This is a genomic window from Qipengyuania sp. ABI-127-1 (genome assembly GCA_022953095.1).
GTDB lineage: Bacteria > Pseudomonadota > Alphaproteobacteria > Sphingomonadales > Sphingomonadaceae > Qipengyuania.
In genome coordinates, this window is sequence record JALJCR010000003.1 from 430,009 (window position 1) to 453,375 (window position 23,367).

Genomic DNA, 23,367 nt, shown 5'->3' on the forward strand with positions numbered 1-23,367 from the left:
TCAGGGGATGAACGCGCGAATCGCAATTGGGTGCCTCACTCCGCTCCGCTGCCGATTTCGCGGTTGAGATAGGCGAGTAGCAGCGCGGCGCGCTTGGCGTCCTCCTCGTGGTCCGAACCGACCGAATGCCCGCCCTCGCGATATTCGTGATAGTAGAAGGTCTGGCCGAAGGCCTCGTGCTTGGCCGCCGCCTTGCGCGCGTGGCCGGGATGTACCCGGTCGTCGAGCGTCGAGAGGTAATAGAAGGCGGCGGGGACATCGGGGCCGTCGCGCATGTTCTGATAGGGAGACCAGGCGCGCATGAAGGCCCAGTCCGCAGGCACATCCGGGTTGCCGTATTCGGCCATCCACGATGCACCCGCGAGCAGCTTGTTATAGCGCTTCATGTCGATCAGCGGGCTGCCCGAAATGATCGCGCCGTAAAGGTCGGGCCGCTGGTTGGCGACCGCGCCTACCAGAACGCCGCCATTCGACCGGCCCGAAGCGGCGATGCGGCCGGGATCGGCGAGGCGGCTGGCCACGAGGTCGTCGGCCACGGCATGGAAATCGTCGAAACTGTTCTGGCGTTTCTCGCGCAGCGCATCCTCGTGCCAGCGCGGACCGTATTCCCCACCGCCGCGGATATTGGCGAGCACATAGGCATTGCCGCTTGTCACCCAAAACAGGCCCAGCGGACCGCTGCGATAGGGCTCGGCGGTAAGATATTTGGGCGTCTGCGCGGCGCGGAACCCGCCATAGGCGTGGATCAGCGTGGGCAGCGGGCCTTCGGCGCCCTTGGGCCGGACGAGGTAATAGGGGACCTTGGTCCCGTCCTTCGAGGTCGCGAATTTCTGTTCGAAGGTAAACTTGTCCGCATCGAACTGCGCCGGTTCGCTGGCGATGGCGAGGGGTTCGCCCTCGCTCGGCACCGCCCACAGCGTCGGCGGGGTCAGCATGTTTTCGACTGTGACGAAGGCGGTATCGCCCTCGCCGCTGGTCTCGGCGATCTGGACCGTGCTGTTGGCGGGCAGGTCCATGGCGCGCGCGGCCCAGCCCTCGGTTCCCGGGGTCAGCGCGATCAGCTTGCCCGAGACATCGTCGAGCACCTTGACCCAGAGTTTGTTTTCGGATGCGGCGACTTCTTCGACGGCCTGTGTCTCGCTCGGGCGGAAAACGACGACAGGATCGGGATCGGAACCGCGCAACACGTCTTCCAGCGACCATGCGAGCAGGGTGCCAGGCTGTGCGACACCGCGCGAGGTTTCGAAGGCGGAATTGAGCTTGGCGATCACCTGACCGCCGAGAACCGCTTCGAATTCGGCGTCCTCGGGCAAGGGCAGCGGTACGAGCGTGCCATCCTCGCGCGCGAGGCTGTACTGGCTCGTCCAGAAGCTCGGCCCCCGGCGCACGAAGCGCCAGCGGGTGTCGCCGTCGAGGATCGAAAAACCGTTCATGCTGATGTCGGACTGTTCGCCTTCGGCGATCTGGCGTGCCTCGGCGAATTCGGTGCCGCGCTGCCACAGCTTCACGAGCCGCGGATAGCCGGAGTCGGTCAGCGAGCCTTCTCCCTCGTCGGTGCCGACGAATAGCGTGTCACGATCGAACCAGGCGACGTTGGACTTAGCCTCGGGCAGGGTAAAGCCACCCTCGACAAAGGCGCCTGTCGTGACGTCGAATTCGCGCACCACATCGGCATCGGTTCCGCCGGGGCTGAGCGAGATCAGGCAGCGGGTGTATTCGGGCGCGAGGCAGTCTGCACCGTGCCAGATCCAGCTTTCGCCTTCTTCCTCTCCCAACCGATCGACATCGATCAGCACGCGCCATTCGGGCGCGCCGACCATGTAGCTATCGAGGCTGGCAATACGCCACAGCCCGCGCGGATTGTTCGCATCGCGCCACAGATTTGTAACCTGGTCGCCCATGATCGCATCGGGCATGGCAATCTGGCGCGTATCGTCGAGGATCTGCTTCGCCCAAGCCTTGGCCAGCGGATATTCGGGCCGCGCGGTCAGCACGGCTTCGGTATCGGCGTTCCACTGATCGACCTTGGCCAGCGCGCGCTCACCCTGAATTTCCTCGAGCCAGATATACGGGTCGTCCGCATCGGTTTCCTGCGCGGCGAGGGGTGTGGCGGTGAAGGCAAGCGCGGTGGCGAGCGCGAAGCGTGCGACGGGCGTGGTCTGTGTCATGCCGGGTGGTGTATTTGTGCGGCGGGAGAGGGGCAAGCGGGTAATGCACATTCGGAAACCAGTGCCGAAGGCGCGGCTGCCGGGCTGGATTGCCGCGTCGCTTTGCTCCTCGCAATGACGAGGAGGCGGGAAAGGCGCCAAGACGGAAAGAAGATCAGTCAAGCAGCCCCTTGTCATTGCGAGCCGCAGGCGAAGCAATCCAGAGGCCGTCAGTCGCAAATCTCGGCAAACAGGTCCCGCCATTGCGGATTGTGCTGTTCGATCAAGGCGAGCTTCTTCTTCCGCGATCCGCCCTTCAACTGTTTCTCCCGCAGAATCGCGCTTTCCATATCGCCGTGCATTTCGAACCAGACGAGCAGCTTGCAGCCATAGCGCTTGGTAAAGCCATCGATCAGACTTTCGCGATACTGGTAGGCGCGCTGCGGAAGGTTTGAGGTCACGCCGACATAGATCGTGCCGTTTCGCTTACTGGCTATGATGTAGACGGCGGGTCCGACAGTGCGGGACATCGGATCGGACTGGATTGCCGCGTTGCTGCGCTCCTCGCAATGACGAAGGCAGGAAAATGGTCCGCAGCCGACCTAACTCGCCAGGGCCAGCGCGATCCCCTCCGTCATTGCGAGCCGCAGGCGAAACAATCCGGAGCTGTCCAGCGAAAGGCTATACCCGCCCCAGATCGCCCTTGCCGATCGTGCCGCTGGCCATTTCCAGCATGCGGTCGAGGCTCTGCTTGGCTTTCAGGCGCAGGCCTTCCTCGATCTCGATGCGCGGTTCCAGATCGCGCAGGCAGGCGTACATCTTCTCCATCGTGTTGAGCGCCATATAGGGGCAGATGTTGCAGCTACAGTTGCCGTCCGCGCCGGGCGCGCCGATGAAGGTCTTTTCGGGCAGCGCCTTTTCCATCTGGTGGATAATGTGCGGCTCGGTCGCCACGATCAGCGTGTCGCCTTCGAAGGTCTTGGCGAATTGCAAAATGCCGCTGGTCGAGCCGACATAGTCGGCGTGGTCGATAATCGTCGGCGGGCATTCGGGGTGCGCGGCAACCGGCGCATCGGGGTGCTGTGCCTTCAGCTTGAGCAGCTCGGTTTCGCTGAACGCCTCGTGGACGATGCACACGCCCGGCCACAGCAGCATTTCGCGATTGAACTTGCGGCTCATATAGCCGCCCAGATGCCGATCCGGGCCGAAGATGATCTTCTGGTCTTCGGGGATCTGGCTGATGATCGTCTCCGCGCTGGAGCTGGTGACGATGACGTCGGAGAGCGCCTTAACCTCGGTCGAGCAATTGATGTAGGTCAGCGCGATGTGATCGGGATGCGCTTCGCGGAACGCCTTGAATTTCTCGGGCGGGCAACTGTCTTCGAGGCTGCAACCGGCATCCATATCGGGCAGGACGACGATCTTTTCCGGAGAAAGGATCTTGGCCGTATCGGCCATGAACTTCACGCCGCAGAACACGATCACATCGGCATCGGTTTCGGCCGCCTTGCGGGACAGTTCGAGGCTGTCGCCGACGAAATCGGCGATATCCTGAATGTCGGCCGTCTGGTAGTAATGCGCGAGGATGATCGCGTTCTTTTCCTTACGCAGGCGGTTGATTTCGGCGAGGAGATCGGTGCCGGTCGGCAGGCTGGTTTCGGCAGTCATTGAATATCCCGTTGGATGCGTGTGAGGCGCTTATAGCTGCAACGGACGCGATGGCGAGTGCGTTCCGGGCAAGCGCGTTTGCATCCTGTCACATGGCGAAGCCCGGCGGGAGGAAAGCCTTCATCGGGCGCTCGGCTCCGGCGCTATCGGCGATGACCCATTCGGTGAAAGCGTAGCCCATCGGAGAATAGGCAAGCAGCATCGAAACGATGAAGGTCGCGGCGTAAATGCCCAGTCCCCAGCGATAGGCCGGGTGGATGCCGCCGTGCCTGCGCCTGTCCGCGATCATCCCGATGATCGGAAAAATCATCGTGGCGGTGATCGTTATGGTCCATGCATTGGGGATCATCAGCGGCATGGGAAGCAGACGACCAAGTCCGGGTCCCGTCAGCACCGCCATCGAACACAGCATGAGGCGGCGATGCCAGCCGCCATAGCGCTGGCGCTGCAACGCCCATAGAGCAAGGCCGCCGAAGCACAGTAGCAGGGCCAGGTTGCTGATGAGGAATTCGTTCACGTCGAAAAAGAACGGGCCGCCCGTGCGGCGTGCGACCACGATCATGATCGTGCCACCCGCGATCACCATGGCCGGAACCCAGAGATAGGCGAGTTTGCCGAGCGCGGTGTGCAGCTTCCAATTGCGCTGCGATGCCGTCAGGTGCTGCGCGAGATAGAGGCCGATCCAGCCCATGAAGACGAGAGCATGGACGTGGTAGGCGGCGGGTACGTCGAAACTCGACCGGCCCATTGCGAGATTGACCGAAAATCCGGCGACGATGATGAACGACATGACGAAGGCCATGATCGTGAAAAAGCGCGTATCGCCGTGAACGACAGTTTCGCGCGGCGCGGTTGCGATGGCCATGGTCCCAAGCCCCCCTCAAAGCCAAGCGACCGATCTGTCTTTTGGCCAAGGCCTATAGCGGCGCCGGGACAAGGTCAAATCACTCGGGCGCGGGCTCCCCGTCGAAGCGCACCTCGACCGACACGTCGCCATAGCCCGCGACCTGCATCGGGATGGCGAGGTTCTGCCGCACCGCATCCTTCGCCGCTTGCCGGGCAAGCGCGAGAACCTGCGGATTCTTGGCGAATTCGGCGGCCTTGCGTTCGGCCTGCTGCGAATTGTTGCGCGCGAGGTCGGTGCTGGCGTCGCGGCTGACATAGGCGCCCTCGGTAAAGGTTTTCTGCGCTGCTTCGTCGAGGTTGGGGCGCGAGATCCGCAGCGGCGGCAGGATCACGGTCAATTGCTCGCGTTCCTCGTCCCATGCGAACCGGTCGCGGTCCATGCTCGACAGATCGAGGCGGTATTCGACCGTCGCCGGGATGATCGCCGCCTGACGGCTTTCGAGCAGGTCGAGATTGAGCACGCCGCGCCGGTCGACGCTTTCCGCGACGACTTCGAAGCGGGACGAGAAGACAGTCAGCGAATTCTGCTTCTCGAAAGCGAGCATCGCGCTGCCCACCGGATCGCCTTCTTCCTGATAGAAGGCCCGCCAGCCGAGCCAGGCGACAGCGGCCAGCAAGACAATCACGATCAGCCACGGCACCGCCTGCACGCGGGCGAGCGGCTGCTCGCGCCGGACCTCGGGTTGGATTTCGGGTGTCTCGGTCTTCAGATCGTCTGCCATACATCGCCCGAACGGGCGACGAGGCCGCGCTGTTCCAGATCGATCAGATGCGCGGTGACCGACATTTCCGCCGCCTTGTGCAGCTTGGTGTCGAGCCCCTTGTACATCTTGGGCACGAAATCGCTTGCCGCATGCGGGCCTTCGCCCAGATGGCGAAGAATCTGGTTCTCACGCTGGCGGCGATGGCCGATCATGCCGCGCACCAGCTGGCGCGGTTTTTCGACCGCTTCGCCATGCGCGGGATAGAAAACCCGATCTTCGCGCGCATAGAGCTTGTCGAGGCTCTTCATATAATCCCCCATATCGCCATCGGGCGGGATAACCACGCTGGTCGACCAGCCCATCACATGATCGCCGGTAAACAGCGCGCCGCTCTCCTCCAGGGCGAAGCACAGATGATTGGAGACATGGCCCGGCGTTGCCACGGCGGTCAGCGTCCAGCCGGGGCCGGTCATCTGCTCGCCGTCCTCCATCACCCGGTCGGGCTCATAGGTCGGGTCGAAAGCCTCATCGGAACGCGGCAGGTTGCTGTCGATCACCAGCGGCGCGCAGCCGACGATGGCCGCGCCGGTCCTGGCCGCCAGCGTCTTCGCGGCCGGCGAGTGGTCGCGATGCGTATGCGTGCACATGATCGCACAGACATGTTCTTCGCCTATCGCGGCATCGAGCGCGAGCAGATGCTCTTTCTCGTCCGGCCCGGGATCGATTACCGCGCAGCCATCGCCGAGGCCGACGATATAGGTTTGCGTTCCGGTGAAGGTATAGGGCGACGGATTGGGAGCGAGCACGCGGCGCACCAGCGGTTCGAGCTGCATCGCCTTGCCGGTCGGCCACGGTTTGGGAGGAATTCCAGCCATTGCAATGCAACTCTAGAGGTTCGGATCGCGCGAAGTCGAGACAGATTGTGCCCGGGCCGGTCGAGTTCTGCTTTCAGCGGGCGTTGCATCGGATCGAGGCGAGCGGCAGAAGAGCTGCATGGGAGAACACATACTCGTCCTCGATGCCGGTACCACTTCCACCCGGGCGATGACTTTCGCACCCGATGGAACGGTGGAGGCGGTCGCGCAGAAGGACCTTACGCAGCACTATCCGAAGCCCGGCTGGGTCGAACACGATGCGGCCGAGATCTGGAACAAGACGCTTGCCTGCGCGCGCGAGGTCGTGGGCGGGGATGCCGGACGCATCGCCGCGATCGGTATCACCAACCAGCGCGAAACCGTGGTCGCGTGGGACCGAACCAGCGGCGAGCCGCTGACGCGCGCGATAGTGTGGCAGGATCGGCGGACAGCGGAATTCTGTGCGGGCATGAAGGATTACGGTCACGAAGCCGAAGTCCAGAAGCGAACCGGCCTGCTGCTCGATCCCTATTTCTCGGGCACCAAGATGCGCTGGCTGCTCGATCATGACGAAGGCGTGCGCGCTGCCGCAGCACAGGGCACGCTGGCCTTTGGCACGGTCGAAAGCTGGCTGGTCTTCAAACTGTCGGGTGGGGCGCATCTGAGCGATGCGAGCAATGCCAGCCGCACGCTGCTGCTGGCGCTCGACGGGGCGCAGTTCGACGAGGATATGTGCGAACTGTTCGGCGTACCGCGTGCCACACTGCCCGAAGTGGTCGATACGCATGGACGGCTGGCCGAATGCAGCGCCGACCTGCTCGGCGCGGCGATCCCGATCTGCGGCCTTGCGGGCGATCAGCAATCGGCAACGATCGGCCAGGGATGCCTTGCGTTCGGCGAGACCAAGGCGACCTATGGCACCGGCGCGTTCGTGCTGACCAATAAGGGGCGGGATATCCCGCATTCGGACCATCGCCTGCTCGGCACCGTGCTTTACCAGGAGAACGGCACGCGGACCTATGCCATTGAAGGCGCGTGTTTCGTGGCGGGCAGCTTGGTGCAATATCTTCGCGACCAGCTCGGGCTGATCGGCAATGCCGCGGAAACCGAGGAGCTGGCCCGCTCGATCGAAGACAGCGGCGAAGTGGTGATCGTGCCTGCGCTGGCCGGGCTTGGCGCGCCGCACTGGCTGCCCGATGCGCGCGGCGTGATTTCGGGCCTCAGCTTCGCCAGCGCGCGCGCGCAAATCGCCCGCGCTGCGCTGGAGGCGATGGCGCACCAGACCCACGATCTCGCCAGCGCTTTCGAGGCCGATGGGGCGCCTTGGTCGCGTTTGAGGATCGATGGGGGGATGAGCGCCAATGACTGGATGGCGCAGGACTTGGCCGATATTCTCGATCTGCCGGTCGAACGACCCGACTTCATCGAAACGACCGCGCTCGGCGCGGCCATCCTGGCGGCGGTCGGCTGCGGGATGCACGACACTCTCGAATCCGCGGCGCAAGCGATGCGCGGCAAGGCGAGGGTGTTCGAGCCGGACATGGAAGGCCCGGTGCGCGAAACCCGCCTTGCGCGATATGCCAAGGCGCTGGCGGCGGTGTGATCAGGCTGAAGCGAAGGCCTGCGCGATCCGATCCTGGAGCGAGGCGACCGGCATATCTTCCCCCTGCCTTTCGCGGCGCCAATCTCGATCGAGGCGGGCCACCCTCGCGTGGAGCCTTTCGCTCTCTTCGATTAAAGAACGTGTCTCGGGCTCAAGCCGCGTCAGATTGTCGGGGTCCGCCTCGCGCTCGACTGGCAAGTTACCACACCGCTCAAGCTGTTGTTCGGAAAGCTCCCCGGCACGATAGGCGCGCTGGTTGAGCAGCCAGGCGAGGATATGCATCAAACGTGTGGTCGTGCGCAGCCCCTCGATCGAAAGCGCTACCCGCGTCAGGTCTCCGACATGGGACGCATCGTCCTGAAACCGCAAATCGAAGGCGGCGCGCGCATCGTCCGCGAGCACGAGGGCTTCCGAATAGAGATCCTCGATGATTTCTTCGTTGATGTCGCGAGCTGGCATGAAAAGGCAATTACGCCTCCGCCCTGCTCGCCGCCAGCGGATTAACCACACTTGTCCCGCGCTGATACGCGCCGGGGCTCAAGAGGCGGGTTTCACGCGATTATGTCCGGTAGCAGAACATCCTCGATGGCTGCTATCCGGTCCTTGAGCGCAAGCTTGCGCTTTTTTAGCCGGGCCATTTGCAACTGGTCGACGAAACCGCTCTGCGCACCGGCATCCGACAGCGCCGCGATTGCTACATCGAGATCGCGGTGTTCGCTGCGGAGCAATGCCAGCCGCTTGCGCAGTTCCTGTTCGTTCACGCCGACCTTCCCAGAAAATCGTCTCACTCGACCGTTTCGTCGCATGCCTTCAACAAGGCCCTTTGTAAATTATCAATCCTGTGGTTTGATACCTGTTCTGCGGCCCGTGCCGCACCCGCGCACGAGTCGCTCCTGAGGTCGCACAACCGTCAAGGAGACAACCCGATGCAATCATCACATGTCGACGCGCTCAAAGCCAAGCACGCCGGTCTCGAGGCCCGCCTGCACGAGGAGCAGACCCGACCGGCGCCCGACATCGCGATGATCCAGCAGATCAAGAAGCAAAAGCTCCTTATCAAGGAAGAACTCGCTTCCTGCTGAACCTGATTGTCGGGAAGCGGGGCTACGGGTCCCGCTTCCGCCTTTCCACGAATTTGCTATAGGCTGCGGCCATGTCAGCCGCATCTTCAGCACGCCAGATACTCACCCGCCTGCACGAGGTCATGGCCGGGCGCACTCATGCCCAGCACAAGCTCGACCGGGTGGTAGAGATCATTGCCGAGAGCCTGACGAGCGAAGTCTGCTCGATCTATCTGCTGCGCGAGGGCGCGCTGGAGCTTTACGCCACGCGGGGTCTCAATCCCGAAGCGGTCCACGTTACCCGCCTGGCTATCGGCGAGGGCCTGGCAGGCACGATCGCGCAGAATATCGAAACGCTCAACCTGGCCGAGGCCAAGGCGCACCCCGACTTCGCCTATCGCCCGGAGACGGGCGAGGAAAAATTCCATTCCTTCGCCGGTGTGCCGATCGTCTACCGCGAACGGGCGGTCGGCGTGTTGTGCGTCCAGCACGTCGAACCACGCCGATACGAGGAAATCGAGATCGAAGCGCTGCAGACCACTGCCATGGTCCTGTCCGAACTTATCGCGCACAAGGAACTTGTCGACGAGGAAGGGCAGATCGATCTCGAAATCGCGCATATCGAGAACGACGTGTTGCAAGGATTGACCCTGGTAAAAGGCCTCGCGGCCGGGCAGGCGGTGTTCCACCAGCCACGCATCGAAATCGATCAGGTCGTGGCAGAGGATATCGAGGCCGAGCGCCAGCGTGTCTATCGCGCTTTCGACAAGATGCGCGACCAGATCGACGCGCTCGGCAAGGAGCCGGAATTCGGGAAGGGTGGCGAGCATGTCGAAGTGCTCGAAACCTACAAGATGTTCGCCTATGACGAAGGGTGGAGCCGCCGGATCAACGAGGCGATCGATAGCGGGTTGACGGCCGAGGCGGCGATCGAACGCGTGCAGCAGCGCACCCGTATGCGGATGCGCGAGATCGACGACCCGTTGCTGGCCGACCGGATGCATGATCTGGAAGATCTGTCCAACCGCCTGCTTCGGATCGTATCCGGCCAGTTGGGTACTGCTGCGACGCAGGGTCTAAGACGCGATACGATCCTGTTCGCCCGTAATCTAGGCCCGGCCGAACTGCTCGAATACGACCGGCGGCGGCTCAAGGGCGTGGTTCTCGAAGAGGGCTCGCTCACCGCCCATGTCGTTATCGTCGCCCGCGCGATGGGCGTGCCCGTACTGGGGCGGGTGTCCGGTATCCGCACCCGCGTCGCGGAAGGCGATGAGGTCATTCTCGATGCCGTCGAGGGCACCGTCACGCTGCGCCCGACGCAGCAGGTGATCGACGCCTTCGCAACGCGTTTCGCCAAAACGCGCGAGAAGCAGGCGACTTATGCCGAATTGCGCGATGTCGAACCTTTCACTCGCGATGGCACGCGCATCACGGTAATGATGAATGCAGGCCTGCGCGACGATATGAGCGCGCTGGCGATGAGCGGCGCGGATGGGGTGGGGTTATTTAGAACCGAGTTCCAGTTCCTCGTCTCCTCCACGCTTCCGCAGCGTGACCGTCAGTTGCGGCTTTACCGCGATGTGCTCGACGCCGCAGGGGGCAAGCCGGTTGTGTTCCGCACCGTCGATATCGGCGGGGACAAGGCAGTTCCCTATCTCGACAGCGCGGTGGGCGAGCGCGACGAGAATCCGGCCATGGGCTGGCGCGCCTTGCGCCTGTCGTTAGAGCGGGAAGGCCTGCTGAAGGCCCAGGCACGCGCATTGCTGGAAGCGGCCGGGGGCCGTTCGCTTTCGGTCATGTTCCCGATGGTGAGCGAGCCGTGGGAATTCGATGCCGGAAAGCAGGTTTTCGAAGACCAGCTCCGGTTCCTGCGCGAGCGGCGCAAGCTGGTGCCCGAAACGATCGAATATGGATGCATGCTCGAAGTGCCGGCGCTGGCCGATGTTCTCGACATTCTCGCACCCAAGCTCTCGTTCATTTCGGTCGGCACCAACGACCTCACGCAGTTCCTCTTTGCCGCCGACCGGGCCAATCCCAAGCTGGCCGAACGGTATGACTGGTTGAGCCCTGCCATTCTGCGCTTTCTGGCGCGCGTCGCACAATCGCTTGTGGGGCAGAATGTCAGGCTGGGCATATGCGGCGAGATGGGCGGACGCAGGCTCGAGGCCCTGGCGCTTCTCGGCATCGGCTACCGGCGCCTTTCGATCACCCCGGCGGCGGTGGGGCCGATCAAGGAACTGGTCCGCAAAGTCGATCTCAATGAACTGACGCAGCAGATGACGCGCTGGCTGGCTACGCCGCCGGCTGATATGCGCGCGGAGCTTCAGCGCTGGGCAGTCCAACACGATATCGATCTCGACTGATTTCGTCGCGAAACCGCCTCTCTTCGTCGGTACGCGTTTAATGTGTTATACTGCGATCTTGACAGAAGGTCGGCCGTGTCGCTTGTCCGCTGTCAAGACCAGGCGCGGGGAAACCGCGGGATCGCATTATTCGGGGATCGCATGAGCGAGGAAGACAATCACGAGCAGGAACAGCGGGAAGAACCCGATCGGGTTGGCGCAAGACTGAGGCGCGCACGCGAAGCGGCGGGACTGGATATCGCCCAGGTGGCGGCGGAAACCCGTATTCCCCAGCGGCATCTGCTGACGATCGAGAATGGGTCGCTGGCCGATCTGCCGGCGCGCACCTATGCGGTTGGATTTTCGCGCACCTATGCGCGTCTGGTCGGGCTCGACGAGCGTGAAATCGTCGAACAGGTCCGCGAGGAATTGGCGGAAGGCGACGAGAACGGCGTCGGCCCGGCCAAGTTCGAACCCGGCGATCCCGCCCGTGTGCCGGGGCGTGGTCTTGCATGGTTCGCACTGTTCGCCGCAGTGCTTTTATTGGGCGGGATATACGCCTTCTATAACAGCTATTTCGCCCCGGGACTGGGGCCTGCTCCGCTGAGCCAGCCGCAGGAACAGGTAGCCCTCGGCTCGCAAGACGAGGGTGAGGCTTCGCAGCGCCCCGAAACCCCTGCCGCGTCCGGGCCGGTGGTGTTTACCAGCGAGATGGATGGCACATGGGTCAAGTTCTACGATGCCAATGGTGAACGCCTATACGAAGCGCAGATGGCGGAGGGTGACAGTTTCACAGTGCCCCCGGACGCCGAAGGGCCGCAGGTCTGGACCGGCCGACCCTATGCCCTGGCGATAACGATCGGCGGACGCCCGGTTCGCAAACTCTCCGAAGAAGACGAGATTATCAAGGACGTGCCGATAACGGCGGAAGCGCTGCTGGCGCGGACCGATGATCGAGCCGCGCCTGAAACCGACAGCAGTAGCGGCGGCTGATCGCACCATCCCCCCCCGGAAGGGGATAAGCCTGCTTCATGGCCTCGACAGATTCGCGAGGCTAGGGCACTCTCGCAACATACGGATATCCCACGAGGAGCCTCCCCCGATGACGTTCGGATCCTTCGCCCGCAACCTGTCCTTTCTCGGAGCGGGGTTTGCCCTGCTCGCCACTTCAACGCCGGCGCTGCCGCAGGATGGCAATGACGAGGCGCGCCTGCGGCGCCTCGAAGCCGAAGTGCGGGCCTTGCAGCGCAAGGTTTTTCCTGGCGGGGACGGGCGCTTCTTCGAACCCGAGATCAGCGCGCAGCCCTCGGTGCGGTCGACCGTGTCGGGGTCCTCGACCACGGCGGTGACCGATATCCTCGCCCGGCTCGATGCGCTTGAGGCGCAGCTTCAGCGCCAGACCGCGCAGAACGAGGAGAATGCGAATACAATCCGCTTGCTTACCGAGCGGATCGATGCGCTGGAAGGCGGCGGTGTCGGCAATCCGGAACCGGTCGCGGTTACTACGGGTGGGGGCGAGGAAGCACCCGGCGCATCGCGCTCGCTGGCGGCGGAGGCTTCCGGCCCGAGCGACGAGCGGCTTGCCGCAGTCCAGTCGATCGCCAAGCCCCAGACCGACGATCCGGCGGACGATGAATATTCCTATGGTTATCGTCTCTGGAATGCGGGCTTCTATCCCGAGGCGCAGCAGCAGCTTACGCTGTTCGTCGAGCAGAATCCCGAGCATTGGCGCACGACCTACGGGCGCAACCTTCTGGGCCGGGCCTATCTGGACGATGGCAAGGCAAAGGAAGCCGCCCCCTGGTTCCTCAAGAATTACCAGGAAGACAAAACCGGGGCGCGGGCGGGCGACAGCCTGCTTTATCTTGCCGAGGCGATGATTGCGCTCGACGATACCCGCCGGGCCTGCATCGCCTTGGCCGAATTTTCCGAGACCTATCCGGCGCTCGCAGCGGGCCGTCTACAAGGCCAGTACGAGGCCAATCGCGCCAAGGTGAACTGCAATTGACGAGCGGTTAGACGAAGCTGTTCTCGCGCGGTTCGAAGCCGGTTTTCGCGCGCACAGGCCCAATGGCACGCTCGGGCTGGCGGTATCGGGCGGGGCGGACAGTATGGCGCTGCTGGTTCTCGCCCACGCCCTGTTCGACCGCATGATCGAGGTTGCAACGGTCGATCATGGCCTGCGGCCCGAAGCCGGTGAGGAATGCGCGCTCGTGGCCCGCGTGTGTGAGGAGCGGGGCATCGCTTGCCGTATCCTCAAGGTTACAGTGGCCGAGGGGAACCTGCAGGACCGCGCGCGCTCCGCCCGCTATGCCGGGCTTGGCGAGTGGGCTCGCGATCGGCAACTGGCGGCCATTGCCACCGCGCACCATGCCGACGATCAGGCCGAAACGCTGCTGATGCGGCTCAACAGAGGCAGCGGGCTGGCTGGTCTGGCCGGAATTCGCTCATCGACGATGATCGAGGGATGTCCCGTTCCCGTGGTCCGCCCCCTGTTGCAGTTCCGCAGGGAGGAACTGCGCGCCATCCTGCGCGCGACAGGCACCCCTTTCGCCGACGATCCCAGCAACCGCGACGAGAGCTTCGAGCGCGTGAGGATAAGGCGCGAACTCGAAAAGGCGGACTGGATCGACCCGCTCGCCCTAGCACGCTCCGCTGCCCATCTCGAAGAAGCCGAGCGCGCCCTTGCGTCGATTGCGGATCAGTTGTGGGATAGCGAAGCCACAGTGACCGACGGACATATTGCCGTACCGATCGCGGATTCGATCGATGTGTCATCCCGCCTCGTGGCACGCGCCATTGCGGGCTTCGGACAAACCGTGTCGCGTGGGGAGGTCGCCGGCTTCCTCAAAACCCTCGACAGACGCGGCAATATTGCCGGTGTATTGATCGAGAAACAGCAGGATGTGTACGCCTGCTCGCCCGAGCCGCCGCGCCGGTCGGGTTGAGCGCGATCAGATGATGCTATCGCCCATACCCATCCGCTTGCCATCGGTAATGACGACACGATCGCCCTCTTTGGCGATGGCGAACAGGCGCTTCGCAATATCGTCGGGAACGCCGATACAACCATGGCTGGCATACCCGTTTTCCACTTCGCTCCCCCCGTGGATCGCAATCCCGTCATTGGTCAGGAACATGCTCCAGGGCATCGGCGCATTGCCGTATTTCTCCGAAACATTATGCCTCTGCTTCCACAGGATCGGAAAGACGCCGGTGGGGGTCGGGTGTTGATCGGTACCCAGCATGACCGCCGCGGCGCCGATCTCGTATCCGCCCCGGAATATCGAAATCACACGGGCCTGGAGATCGACCGTGACCAGTAGCGGGCCGTCCGGAACGCCCTCATCGTCCCAATGCCATTCGCCATACTTTATCGGCCCTTCGATCGGCAGGACGCGGCGAACCGTATAAAGCCGCTTGGCATCGGCTGCGGCCTTCGCCGCGATCGCGCCGTGGGCGAAAACCGGTTGCGACACGGGCGTCGGGGTTTCGATGGCGGGCTCGGACATGTCGTTTTCCGCCGTTGCGCGGCCACCGATGGCGATGCCTGCAAGCACCAGCGCCGCTGCCACGGTTCCGCCACCAATCCATTTCAGAATCACGTCCATGCGTCCAATATGCGCCTGCAATGGTGAATTTTCCAGTTTCACCTTGGAAACCGTCTCGAACCGGCACCGTTCGGACGACGGGAGCTAACCGGCCAGAGCGGCAGCTTCCCGCGCCAGCGCTTCGACGTTTTTTTCGTTCACCGGCCCGCGAGGGGCGACCCAGCTACCCCCGACGCACAAGACCGGATCGAAAGCCAGCCAGTCACCCGCATTGGCGAGCGATATGCCGCCGGTAGGGCAGAAGCGGCACTGGCCGAAGGGCGCCGCAAGAGCTTTCAAGGCGGGCAAACCGCCAGCTGCCATTGCCGGAAAGAACTTGAAATGGGTCAGCCCTAGGTCGAGCCCGCGCATGATGTCGCCTGCATTCGCGATGCCAGGCAGAAACGGAATGCCTTCGCGAATGGCCGCCTTGCCAAGCGGTTCGGTAAGGCCTGGTGAGACGATGAACTGGCTTCCCGCATCGATTGCATCGGCCAGCTCGCACTGATTGGTCACTGTTCCAGCCCCGACTATCGCGCCGTCGACTTCGCTCATAACGCGGATCGCGTCGAGGGCCACCGGGGTACGCAGCGTGACTTCGAGCACCGGCAGGCCGCCCGCCACCAAGGCGCGGGCCAGCGGCCGCGCATGCTCCACCTCGTCCACCACGATGACCGGGATTACCGGGGCGGTCTGCATGATATCCGCGATGGTCATCGATGCTCCCTTACGAAGGCCGCTGCGGCACCGAACAGGCCCGGTTGCGGGTGGGTGATAAGTTTGACGGGGATCGAGGCCATCAGTTCCCGGAAACGCCCCTTGGCCTTGAACCTTTCGGCAAAGCCCGATCTGAGCAGCGTTTCCCGGATCCGGTAACCGAGCCCCCCGGCGATTACGACGCCGCCGAAACCACCCTGGGCAAGCGCAATGTCGCCCGCGACGCTGCCGAGCGACATGCAGAAGCGATCCACAGCCGCTGCGGCAAGACTGTCACTGCCATCCTGTCCGCGCGTCCAGATGGCAATGTCGTCTTCCTCGGCGACAGGCTTGCCCTCTATCGCGGCAAGCGTCTGATAAATGTCCGATATGGCCGGCCCTGCCACGACCCGCTCCACCGATACGCGCGTGTGGCGCTTGCGCAGGCGTGCAAGAATCGCGTCGTCGATCTGATCGAGCGGGGCAAAGTCGATATGACCGCCTTCGGTGGCGGATACGCGGTAAGTCCCGTCCGTTTCGCGATAGAGGTGCGCAACCCCTAGGCCGGTACCGGGGCCAATCACGCTGAGGCGGCCAGTCGGGGCAAGAGGTCTGTCGGGGCCGGTCAGATGGATGAACTGGTCTTCGCCGACCCGTGCGACGGTATGCGCTACCGCTTCGAAATCGTTGACAATGCAGTATCGTTCGACACCCAGCTTCTCTTTCAAAACGGCTGGGCGGATGATCCATGGATTGTTGGTAAAACGGATGATATCATCGCTGACTTGGCCCGCGATGGCCATCGCAACGCGGGGCGGGAGGGTGCCCCCGATCCGTTCACGGAAACTCTCCCATGCGGTCTGAAAACTCGCATGATCCTTTGTCCGAAGCGTTTCGGGATCGCTCAGCGCAATCCTGCCGTCATCCTTTGCGGTGGCTATGGCGAAACGCGCATGGGTGCCGCCGATATCGACGGTGACGATCTCCATGCTCACAGCCCCGCCATCGCCAACATCGATGAGGCGCCCTGTTCCGCGCCATCGGCATGCTGGCGGAACAATGCAAAGAACTCGCGCCCCATCCCCATTTCGATCTCGGGCTGGGGCGCGGCCTCACGATTGTCGAGATCGGCCGTTGTCGAAAGCTCGCCGCTAGCGGCGCACACACGTATAGCGTCGCCATCCCGCAACCTGGACAGCGGGCCGCCGCCCAATGCTTCCGGGGTACAGTGGATCGCGGCGGGCACCTTGCCGGATGCGCCCGACATGCGCCCATCGGTTACCAAGGCGACCTTATAGCCGCGGTCCTGCAGCACGCCGAGCGCGGGGGTCAGTTTGTGGAGTTCGGGCATGCCATTGGCGCGCGGGCCTTGGAAGCGGACGACGACCACGACGTCGCGGTCGAGTTCGCCGTTGGTGAAAGCCTCGTTCACATCGCGCTGGGTCTCGAATACGCGGCACGGGGCCTCGATGGTCCAACGCTCGCGCTCCACCGCTGAGGATTTGAAGCAGGCGCGGCCCAGATTTCCCTCGACGAGACGCATCCCGCCATCGGGCTGGAAAGGGTCGGAGGCAGGGCGCAGCATTGTGGTGTCGCCCGAAGGCCCGGGATCGCGCCAGGTGAGCGAATCGCCATCCATGCCCGGTTCGCGGCTGTAGGCATCGAGCCCGCCCTCCCAGATCGTCAGGATATCCGCATGGGCGAGACCTTCCTCCAGCAGAGTGCCGATGACATAGCCCATGCCGCCCGCTTCGTGGAAATGGTTCACATCGCCCGACCCGTTGGGATAGACCCGCGCGACCAATGGGACGGCGCTCGAGAGTTCCGACAGATCGGTCCAATCGAACGCGATGCCTGCCGCCCTTGCCATAGCGGGGATGTGGATCGCATGATTGGTCGATCCGCCCGTGGCGAGAAGGCCGATGGCGGCGTTCACGATTGCTTTCTCGTCGACGACACGCGAAAGCGGGCGGAAATCCTCGCCTCGCTTGCCGATGGCAGCCAGACGGTGCGTGGCCGCGCGGCTCAATTCCTGCCGGAGCCTGGCGCCCGGATGGATGAAGGCCGCGCCGGGAACGTGGAGGCCCATCATTTCCATCATCATCTGGTTGGAATTGGCCGTGCCGTAAAAGGTGCAGGTGCCGGGTGAATGGTAGCTGCCCATCTCGCTGGCGAGCAATTGCTCCCGTCCGACCTTGCCCTCGGCATAGAGCTGGCGGGTACGCTGCTTTTCCTTATTGGAGATACCGGTGCCCATCGGGCCGGAGGGCACGAAGATCGCCGGCAAGTGCCCGAAGCGCAGCGCCCCCATCAGCAGGCCGGGTACGATCTTGTCGCAAATGCCGAGCAGGGCGACGCCATCATACATGGAATGGCTCAGCGCCACGACGGTCGAAAGCGCGATCGTGTCGCGGCTGAAGAGCGAAAGTTCCATGCCCGCTTCACCCTGCGTCACACCATCGCACATTGCGGGTGTCCCACCGGCTACCTGAACCGTCGCCCCGACCTCACGCGCCCAGATTTTCATCAGCTCGGGATAACGGTGATAGGGCTGATGGGCCGAGAGCATGTCGTTATAGGCCGTCACTACACCAAGGTTCGGCCCCTTGGCGGCCATAATTGCGGCCTGGTCCTCCTCGGCTCCGGCAAAGGCATGGGCCAGGTTCGAGCAGGAAAGCGTACCGCGATTGACCTGTCGGTCGCTTTCGCGGTCCATCAGGTCGAGATAGGTCGCGCGGCTTTGCCGCGAATTTTCGATCACCCGCTGGGTCACCCGATGGATCGTGTCGTTCAGCGGTCTATTCGTCATGCCAGCTCACCCCGTCGCGTTCGGCCAGTGCAATCGCCGCGCTCGGCCCCCAGCTGCCTGCACCATAGGCTTTGGGCGTGATGCCTTCCTGCTCCCACAGGGTGCGAATGGCGTCGATCCATTCCCACTGTGCCTCCACCTCGTCGCGGCGGACGAACAGCGTCTGATCGCCTTCAATCAGATCGAGTAAAAGCCGTTCGTAGGCGATGCGCCGCACGGTACCGGAAAAGGCGTCCGGCATGGCGATGTCGAGCGGGATCTGGCGCAGGCGAATGCCCTCGCGGTCGAGGCCGGGCACCTTTGCCATCATCGATAGCTGGACGTTTTCTTCGGGCTGGATCCCGATGACCAGGCGGTTGGGCCGGGTAGTCGCGCCGCGATCGGCAAAGATCGAATGCGGGATGCAGCGGAACTGGACCACGATTTCGGTCACTCGCTCCGGCAGGCGTTTGCCGGTGCGCATATAGAAGGGCACGCCCTTCCAGCGCCAATTGTCGACATGGGCCTTGAGCGCCACGAAGGTCTCGGTCTCGCTGTCCTTGCCCAGTTCGTCGTCATAGCCGGGAACCGCCTCGCCGTTCACGGCCCCGGCACGGTACTGGCCGGTCACGGTCTCGTCTTTGGCAACGGGGCGCAAAGCGCGCAGAACCTTAACCTTTTCGTCCCGCACCGCGGTGGAATCGAAGCTGGTGGGCGGTTCCATCGCGACCAGCGCAAGCAGTTGCAACATGTGATTCTGGACCATGTCGCGCAGCGCCCCGCTATCGTCGTAATAGGCAATGCGCGATTCCAGGCCGACCGTCTCGGCCACCGTGATCTGGACGTGATCGATGTAGGTCGCGTTCCATACAGGCTCGAACAGCAGGTTCGCGAAACGCAGCGCCAGGAGGTTCTGTACCGTTTCCTTGCCGAGATAATGATCGATCCGGAATATCCGGTCTTCCGAGAAGGCTCTCGCTACAGCGTCGTTGATTTCTTCGCTCGAGGCGAGATCGGTGCCGAGCGGCTTTTCCAGCCCGATCCGGACGTTTCCCTCGGTCAGCCCGGCATGGACGAGGCCGTCGATTGTCGGCTCGAACAGGCTGGGTGCGGTCGACAGGAAGATCGCCAGACCCTTGGCGTATTCGCCCACCTCCTCGGCCAGCGCCTCATACCCCCCGAGCGTGGTCGCATCGACGGGCACGTAGCTCAGCCGATCGAGAAATTGCGCGATGCCCCCGCGCCGGTTTTCGGGAAGAAACTTCTCCAGCGCTGCACGCGCGAAATCGCGATAGGCCGCAGTGGTCATTTCCGAACGCGCAGTTCCGACCACCTTGAGATCGGGTTCCAGCAACCCATCGGCGTCCAGCGCGCATAGGGAAGGTAACAGCATGCGTTGCGCCAGATCGCCGGTGGCTCCGAACAACAAGAGGCGGTCCGCGGTAATATTCATGCAGTGGCCCACGCGATCATCGTGTCATTGCTCCTCGTGAGTTCGGGTACCAGCGCGAGAGCGAGCACACCAGTCGGCTGCATTCCTATTCTTGCGAAACCGAAACCGAACTCGTGCGGAAGTCGCTTGGCCCAAAGCTGGTGAGAAAGCTCACATCCGCGGCATCGCGTCCGACGCCGATCTTCACGGTCCGGGAAGGATCGGCCATCCCGGTCGGATCGACCAATTGCCACGTCCCCCCAGCGGGTGTCGTCGGGTCGGCAAGGAAGACTTCGGCAACCGCGTGAAAGTCGGGCGGATCAACCCCGGGGGCGTAACAGGCGACGTAGCGTGCGGGAATCGCACTGGCGCGTGCGAGGGCAATCAGGACATGGGCATAATCGCGGCAGATACCCTGCCGCGCAATGAAGCTCTGTGCGGCACCGGTCCCGGAATCCGATACGCCGGGAACATAAGTGAAATTCTCGCCGATCCAGTCCCTGATCCGAGCGATGCGCGCGCCGCCCGTGGTATCGCCGAACTGAGCAACGACGAAAGACTGGAAGTCATCCGCCGGGCAGTACCGACTGTCGAAGAGATATTCGACCGCCTCGCCAGGCAGGCGATGGGCGGGCAGGGCAGACAGCTCTTCCAGATCGGAAACCTGTCGCTCGATTTCGACACGCGCGCGATAGGCGACTGTGCACTCGCCTTGCGCCCTCATCCAGATGCGTTCGCCGATGTCATGCAGCGCCGAGACACGCGTATACCGCTCGTCCGGGGCCAGATCGGTATCGCTCGAGAGGATAGTCTGCTCGGGGATTGCAGCGGCTTCGAACTGCAACAGGATGTCCGTCGGTGCAGCGAGGTGGAAGGCGAAGCGGGTTTCGATGGAGATCGGCATATGGCCGGTCAACGAGGGAGAGGCGGGGAGGTTTCGTTGTCATGTTTTTGAAAACCGCATGAGAACCCCCGCGAAAACGAAAAAGGGCCCCGAAACGGGGCCCTTCGAATTCTATGTGGCGATACCGCTCAGTCGTTGCGGAAAAGCCAATCCCAAAAGCTCCACATGGTCGTACCTCCTGTTACTTCAGGAGTTATATGTCATTAACCATAAGTGTTTGTAAAGTTTAAACCATGTTTGCGGCTGGCCTGTTTAGCGTAAAGTCTTGATATTCCAGAAGATTAGATAAAGATAAGGGGCGTGAAAATGCAAAGCCCTGGACCTGCTGGCAGCCCGCTTCCTCAAAAAGAACGATGTCTTGCGGGTTTTCCAGACCCTCCGCCACCACGGTGATTCGCGCCTCGCGGCCCATTGCGGCTATGCTCGATACGATGGCCCTTGCCTTGGGGTCCTTCGCCATATTGGCAACGAAGAGCCGGTCGATTTTCAGCTCGTCGAAGGGCAGTTCGTAGAAGGCTTCGAAGCTGGCGGCGCCGACGCCGAAATCATCCATCGAAATCTTGACGCCGAGGGATCTGAGTTCCTCGAGAATACTCGCTGCGACGGTATGATCGGAAATACGCGCGGTTTCGGTGATTTCGAGGGTCAGATACGCAGGATCGAAACGCGTTGCCTGCAGCACGTTGCGGACGATACCGGCGATCCGCATATCGCCGAGAAGCGTGGCGGAGAGATTGACTGCCATGGAGATCACCCGCCCGCGAAAATGGAGCAATTGTCCGGCCGAACAGGCGCTTTGCAGAACGTAGCGGGTCAAATGCTCCATCCGTCCCGCTTTTTCGCATTGCTGGATGAAGTGCTGGGGCGAAATGAAGCCGCGTGCGGGATCGTGCCATCTGACGAGCGCTTCAACACCGGCAATCGACTTGGATGCGAGGTCGATCTTGGGTTGGTAGACGCAATAGATTTCGCCTGCCTCCATCGCCTCGTCGATCCGTGCCCGCAAGGAGATGTCCCATAGCAGATCGCTTTGCGATCCCGTTTCGGCAACTGCGATAGGATTGTGAGCTTCCGAGGTCTCTTCGGCGGCGGCAACGGCAGCGGCCAGTCGAACGGTCGGGTCATCATCGATCGCGGCGACGCCGAATGTGATCCCCACATCCACGGAAAACCCGCCTACCTGAACGGGTGCAGCGAAAATGGCGCGCAAGCCCTCGAGGTGATCGGTTACCGCATTGGTGTCGTCGCTTGCTACATGCCAGCCCAGGTGGTGCCCATCGCTATAGATGGCCAGATTGGGATCGGCCGCGCGCAATCGGTCGACAAGTTTAAGGACATAGCTTCCCTTATCGTCCGAGCGTAAGGTCTTGAGGATACGTTCGTAGTTCTGGATTTTGGCTATGACGACATGGCCGCTTCCGGTTTTGTCACGTATGAGTCGGCTTTCGAGAGCGCGGAGTTTTGGCAGGCCGGTTTCGCTGTTCACCATCTCGACACGGCGCTTCCAGCGTACGCGAGAGCGGAGGGCACCGTAAGTCGCTAGAAGGGATAATGCGTAAGCAAGCTCGAGCCTTACGCCGATCTTCGCTGATAAGACGAATACGACAGGCAGGACAAGAACGATACCGAAATATGCCGTCCAGCGCCGTTTTCGAGGCTTAGCTATCATGACCGCTAGAAGGAGCATCGCGGCGAAAAAAGGTAGAACAAGGCTTCCGCGCAAATATGTTGTTCTGCCGGACTTCAGGGTTTCCCCAGCGTATATATCGATAAAACTCGCGGGACCGTTGGTGCTCCCGGGAATAAGTTGTGGTGTGCCGCCGGCGTAGTTACTGTGGCCAACCACCACGGTTTTGCCGGTCACATCTATGTCGTCGTAGTCATTCTTGGATTGCGCGCTGATCAGTTGCTCAAGCAATACGACCGGAATCTCACGGCTGTTGAAGCCGTAGTCGATTGCAAAGCGTCCTTGTTGTGCATCTGATACCCCGCCAATTGCTGCACCAAGCGACCGGACCAAAGAGCCGTCTACTTCGTATCCATAGTGAATCTCCCACGCGAAACCGAAGAAATTCCGATCAGTCTGATCAGATACGACACGTCCGACAGCGCTCGCAATGTCGGGTGAGGTCCGTCGAAGCATTCTGTCGCGCCCCGCCTCCTCGACAATCCGATCGACCAATGTGATGCGGGGGCCGAGATCGGCGATTGCGCGGGCAAGCCGCGCATCGGCAGCCGGATTGTCGGACGTTTCGAACGTGACATCGAGGAAAACCTTGCCGACGCCGAGCCGATCGAGCTCGTCGAGCGCTGCGGCCACCTTATATCGCCGCTCCGGCGCAGCGGGATCGTTGAGCGCTTCGTCGGAGCCGACAAACACGACGTCACCGGATGGATGCCGGTCGGCGATGCGCGATTGGATCAGCCAGAGGAACTGATCGACCGGTTCGAACAGAAGAACGCCGTATGTGGCAAGCGTAATCAACCCCGCCCAAAGCAGGTGCCGTAGGCGTTCGAACAGCCGCCTGCTGAGCAGCGCGCGTCCGCCACCGACGATTGCCTCTGCCGCCTTCAAGATGCGTGTTCCACCCATCGAACACCCTTATGGCGCCCTTAAGTTTAAGAAAAACTTGATGGCCCACTCGCTGTAAGCCCTTGCCCCAAGAGCGCCG

At 62.6% G+C, this 23,367-nt stretch carries 21 protein-coding genes; 6 read left to right on the forward strand and 15 right to left on the reverse strand.

The features are described 5' to 3' along the window. Nucleotides 1–35: 35 nt before the first annotated feature. From MUY37_RS14695 to MUY37_RS14720, 6 genes are all read right to left on the reverse strand, one after another. Nucleotides 36–2,168 carry a prolyl oligopeptidase family serine peptidase gene (locus tag MUY37_RS14695; protein ID WP_499196103.1) on the reverse strand — a complete coding sequence of 711 codons (2,133 nt, stop codon included), beginning with the start codon at nucleotides 2,166–2,168 and terminating at the stop codon, nucleotides 36–38. 209 nt (nucleotides 2,169–2,377) lie between these two features. Continuing rightward, a complete protein-coding gene (locus tag MUY37_RS14700) occupies nucleotides 2,378–2,677 on the reverse strand; it encodes a GIY-YIG nuclease family protein (RefSeq protein WP_499196104.1) in 300 nt (99 codons plus the stop codon). A 151-nt stretch (nucleotides 2,678–2,828) separates the two neighbouring features. Then, nucleotides 2,829–3,815, reverse strand: a complete 987-nt coding sequence (nadA, locus tag MUY37_RS14705; protein ID WP_499196105.1) for a quinolinate synthase NadA — start codon at nucleotides 3,813–3,815, stop codon at nucleotides 2,829–2,831. An 88-nt stretch (nucleotides 3,816–3,903) separates the two neighbouring features. Next, nucleotides 3,904–4,680 (reverse strand): hypothetical protein, encoded by a 777-nt coding sequence (locus MUY37_RS14710; protein ID WP_499196106.1) that lies wholly within the window; start codon nucleotides 4,678–4,680, stop codon nucleotides 3,904–3,906. A gap of 79 nt (nucleotides 4,681–4,759) precedes the next feature. Beyond that, a complete protein-coding gene (locus tag MUY37_RS14715) occupies nucleotides 4,760–5,443 on the reverse strand; it encodes a DUF4230 domain-containing protein (RefSeq protein WP_499196107.1) in 684 nt (227 codons plus the stop codon). Then, nucleotides 5,428–6,300, reverse strand: coding sequence for an MBL fold metallo-hydrolase (locus tag MUY37_RS14720; protein ID WP_499196108.1), 873 nt, complete (start codon nucleotides 6,298–6,300; stop codon nucleotides 5,428–5,430). Before MUY37_RS14720 ends, MUY37_RS14715 begins: the two co-directional genes overlap by 16 nt. Before the next feature lie 118 nt (nucleotides 6,301–6,418). On the opposite strand from MUY37_RS14720, the gene MUY37_RS14725 reads away from it, so the two are divergent. Next, on the forward strand, nucleotides 6,419–7,882 hold the full coding sequence (locus MUY37_RS14725; protein ID WP_499196109.1) for a glycerol kinase: 1,464 nt from the start codon (nucleotides 6,419–6,421) through the stop codon (nucleotides 7,880–7,882). Here MUY37_RS14725 and MUY37_RS14730 read toward each other — a convergent pair whose 3' ends face one another. Beyond that, the gene (locus MUY37_RS14730; protein WP_499196110.1) at nucleotides 7,883–8,341 is read right to left on the reverse strand and encodes a DUF1465 family protein; all 459 of its coding nucleotides are present in this window, start codon (nucleotides 8,339–8,341) and stop codon (nucleotides 7,883–7,885) included. 92 nt (nucleotides 8,342–8,433) lie between these two features. Continuing rightward, complete coding sequence (locus tag MUY37_RS14735; protein ID WP_499196140.1) at nucleotides 8,434–8,643, reverse strand: YdcH family protein; 210 nt, start codon at nucleotides 8,641–8,643, stop codon at nucleotides 8,434–8,436. Nucleotides 8,644–8,808: 165 nt separating this feature from the next. Between MUY37_RS14735 and MUY37_RS14740 the strand changes: the two genes are divergently transcribed. The 5 genes from MUY37_RS14740 (at nucleotide 8,809) to tilS (ending at nucleotide 14,233) form a co-directional block, all read left to right on the forward strand. Beyond that, on the forward strand, nucleotides 8,809–8,964 hold the full coding sequence (locus tag MUY37_RS14740; protein ID WP_115416003.1) for a YdcH family protein: 156 nt from the start codon (nucleotides 8,809–8,811) through the stop codon (nucleotides 8,962–8,964). A gap of 71 nt (nucleotides 8,965–9,035) precedes the next feature. After that, nucleotides 9,036–11,306: a phosphoenolpyruvate--protein phosphotransferase gene (gene ptsP / locus MUY37_RS14745; protein ID WP_499196111.1), complete on the forward strand. Its 2,271-nt coding sequence runs from the start codon at nucleotides 9,036–9,038 to the stop codon at nucleotides 11,304–11,306. Between the two features lie 141 nt (nucleotides 11,307–11,447). Then, entirely contained in the window at nucleotides 11,448–12,278 is an 831-nt protein-coding gene (locus MUY37_RS14750) for a helix-turn-helix domain-containing protein (RefSeq protein WP_499196112.1), read from the forward strand. 109 nt (nucleotides 12,279–12,387) lie between these two features. Next, nucleotides 12,388–13,293 carry a tetratricopeptide repeat protein gene (locus MUY37_RS14755; protein ID WP_499196113.1) on the forward strand — a complete coding sequence of 302 codons (906 nt, stop codon included), beginning with the start codon at nucleotides 12,388–12,390 and terminating at the stop codon, nucleotides 13,291–13,293. Beyond that, complete coding sequence (gene tilS, locus MUY37_RS14760; protein WP_499196141.1) at nucleotides 13,289–14,233, forward strand: tRNA lysidine(34) synthetase TilS; 945 nt, start codon at nucleotides 13,289–13,291, stop codon at nucleotides 14,231–14,233. The genes MUY37_RS14755 and tilS overlap by 5 nt, the downstream gene beginning before the upstream one ends. Before the next feature lie 6 nt (nucleotides 14,234–14,239). On the opposite strand, the gene MUY37_RS14765 is transcribed toward tilS, so the two are convergent. From MUY37_RS14765 to MUY37_RS14795, 7 genes are all read right to left on the reverse strand, one after another. Beyond that, nucleotides 14,240–14,938 (reverse strand): L,D-transpeptidase family protein, encoded by a 699-nt coding sequence (locus MUY37_RS14765; protein ID WP_499196114.1) that lies wholly within the window; start codon nucleotides 14,936–14,938, stop codon nucleotides 14,240–14,242. 42 nt (nucleotides 14,939–14,980) lie between these two features. Continuing rightward, on the reverse strand, nucleotides 14,981–15,592 hold the full coding sequence (gene eda, locus MUY37_RS14770) for a bifunctional 4-hydroxy-2-oxoglutarate aldolase/2-dehydro-3-deoxy-phosphogluconate aldolase (RefSeq protein ID WP_499196115.1): 612 nt from the start codon (nucleotides 15,590–15,592) through the stop codon (nucleotides 14,981–14,983). Continuing rightward, on the reverse strand, nucleotides 15,589–16,560 hold the full coding sequence (gene glk, locus MUY37_RS14775; protein ID WP_499196116.1) for a glucokinase: 972 nt from the start codon (nucleotides 16,558–16,560) through the stop codon (nucleotides 15,589–15,591). The genes eda and glk overlap by 4 nt, the downstream gene beginning before the upstream one ends. 2 nt (nucleotides 16,561–16,562) lie before the next feature. After that, the gene (edd, locus tag MUY37_RS14780; protein ID WP_499196117.1) at nucleotides 16,563–18,380 is read right to left on the reverse strand and encodes a phosphogluconate dehydratase; all 1,818 of its coding nucleotides are present in this window, start codon (nucleotides 18,378–18,380) and stop codon (nucleotides 16,563–16,565) included. Beyond that, nucleotides 18,370–19,812, reverse strand: coding sequence for a glucose-6-phosphate dehydrogenase (gene zwf / locus MUY37_RS14785; protein ID WP_499196118.1), 1,443 nt, complete (start codon nucleotides 19,810–19,812; stop codon nucleotides 18,370–18,372). The genes edd and zwf overlap by 11 nt, the downstream gene beginning before the upstream one ends. An 85-nt stretch (nucleotides 19,813–19,897) precedes the next feature. Continuing rightward, complete coding sequence (locus MUY37_RS14790) at nucleotides 19,898–20,695, reverse strand: transglutaminase-like domain-containing protein (RefSeq protein ID WP_499196119.1); 798 nt, start codon at nucleotides 20,693–20,695, stop codon at nucleotides 19,898–19,900. 226 nt (nucleotides 20,696–20,921) lie between these two features. Then, nucleotides 20,922–23,288 carry an EAL domain-containing protein gene (locus MUY37_RS14795; RefSeq protein WP_499196120.1) on the reverse strand — a complete coding sequence of 789 codons (2,367 nt, stop codon included), beginning with the start codon at nucleotides 23,286–23,288 and terminating at the stop codon, nucleotides 20,922–20,924. Nucleotides 23,289–23,367: the final 79 nt, after the last annotated feature.

Bases quoted from the DNA above. Each gene is read 5' to 3' on its own strand.
- MUY37_RS14710 (WP_499196106.1), bottom strand. From the start codon at position 4,680: ATGGCCATCGCAACCGCGCCGCGCGAAACTGTCGTTCACGGCGATACG.
- MUY37_RS14695 (WP_499196103.1), bottom strand. From the start codon at position 2,168: ATGACACAGACCACGCCCGTCGCACGCTTCGCGCTCGCCACCGCGCTT.
- MUY37_RS14750 (WP_499196112.1), top strand. From the start codon at position 11,448: ATGAGCGAGGAAGACAATCACGAGCAGGAACAGCGGGAAGAACCCGAT.
- glk (WP_499196116.1), bottom strand. From the start codon at position 16,560: ATGGAGATCGTCACCGTCGATATCGGCGGCACCCATGCGCGTTTCGCC.
- edd (WP_499196117.1), bottom strand. From the start codon at position 18,380: ATGACGAATAGACCGCTGAACGACACGATCCATCGGGTGACCCAGCGG.
- MUY37_RS14700 (WP_499196104.1), bottom strand. From the start codon at position 2,677: ATGTCCCGCACTGTCGGACCCGCCGTCTACATCATAGCCAGTAAGCGA.
- eda (WP_499196115.1), bottom strand. From the start codon at position 15,592: ATGACCATCGCGGATATCATGCAGACCGCCCCGGTAATCCCGGTCATC.
- MUY37_RS14725 (WP_499196109.1), top strand. From the start codon at position 6,419: ATGGGAGAACACATACTCGTCCTCGATGCCGGTACCACTTCCACCCGG.
- ptsP (WP_499196111.1), top strand. From the start codon at position 9,036: ATGTCAGCCGCATCTTCAGCACGCCAGATACTCACCCGCCTGCACGAG.
- MUY37_RS14755 (WP_499196113.1), top strand. From the start codon at position 12,388: ATGACGTTCGGATCCTTCGCCCGCAACCTGTCCTTTCTCGGAGCGGGG.
- MUY37_RS14730 (WP_499196110.1), bottom strand. From the start codon at position 8,341: ATGCCAGCTCGCGACATCAACGAAGAAATCATCGAGGATCTCTATTCG.
- MUY37_RS14795 (WP_499196120.1), bottom strand. From the start codon at position 23,288: ATGGGTGGAACACGCATCTTGAAGGCGGCAGAGGCAATCGTCGGTGGC.
- MUY37_RS14720 (WP_499196108.1), bottom strand. From the start codon at position 6,300: ATGGCTGGAATTCCTCCCAAACCGTGGCCGACCGGCAAGGCGATGCAG.
- nadA (WP_499196105.1), bottom strand. From the start codon at position 3,815: ATGACTGCCGAAACCAGCCTGCCGACCGGCACCGATCTCCTCGCCGAA.
- MUY37_RS14715 (WP_499196107.1), bottom strand. From the start codon at position 5,443: ATGGCAGACGATCTGAAGACCGAGACACCCGAAATCCAACCCGAGGTC.
- zwf (WP_499196118.1), bottom strand. From the start codon at position 19,812: ATGAATATTACCGCGGACCGCCTCTTGTTGTTCGGAGCCACCGGCGAT.
- MUY37_RS14790 (WP_499196119.1), bottom strand. From the start codon at position 20,695: ATGCCGATCTCCATCGAAACCCGCTTCGCCTTCCACCTCGCTGCACCG.
- MUY37_RS14740 (WP_115416003.1), top strand. From the start codon at position 8,809: ATGCAATCATCACATGTCGACGCGCTCAAAGCCAAGCACGCCGGTCTC.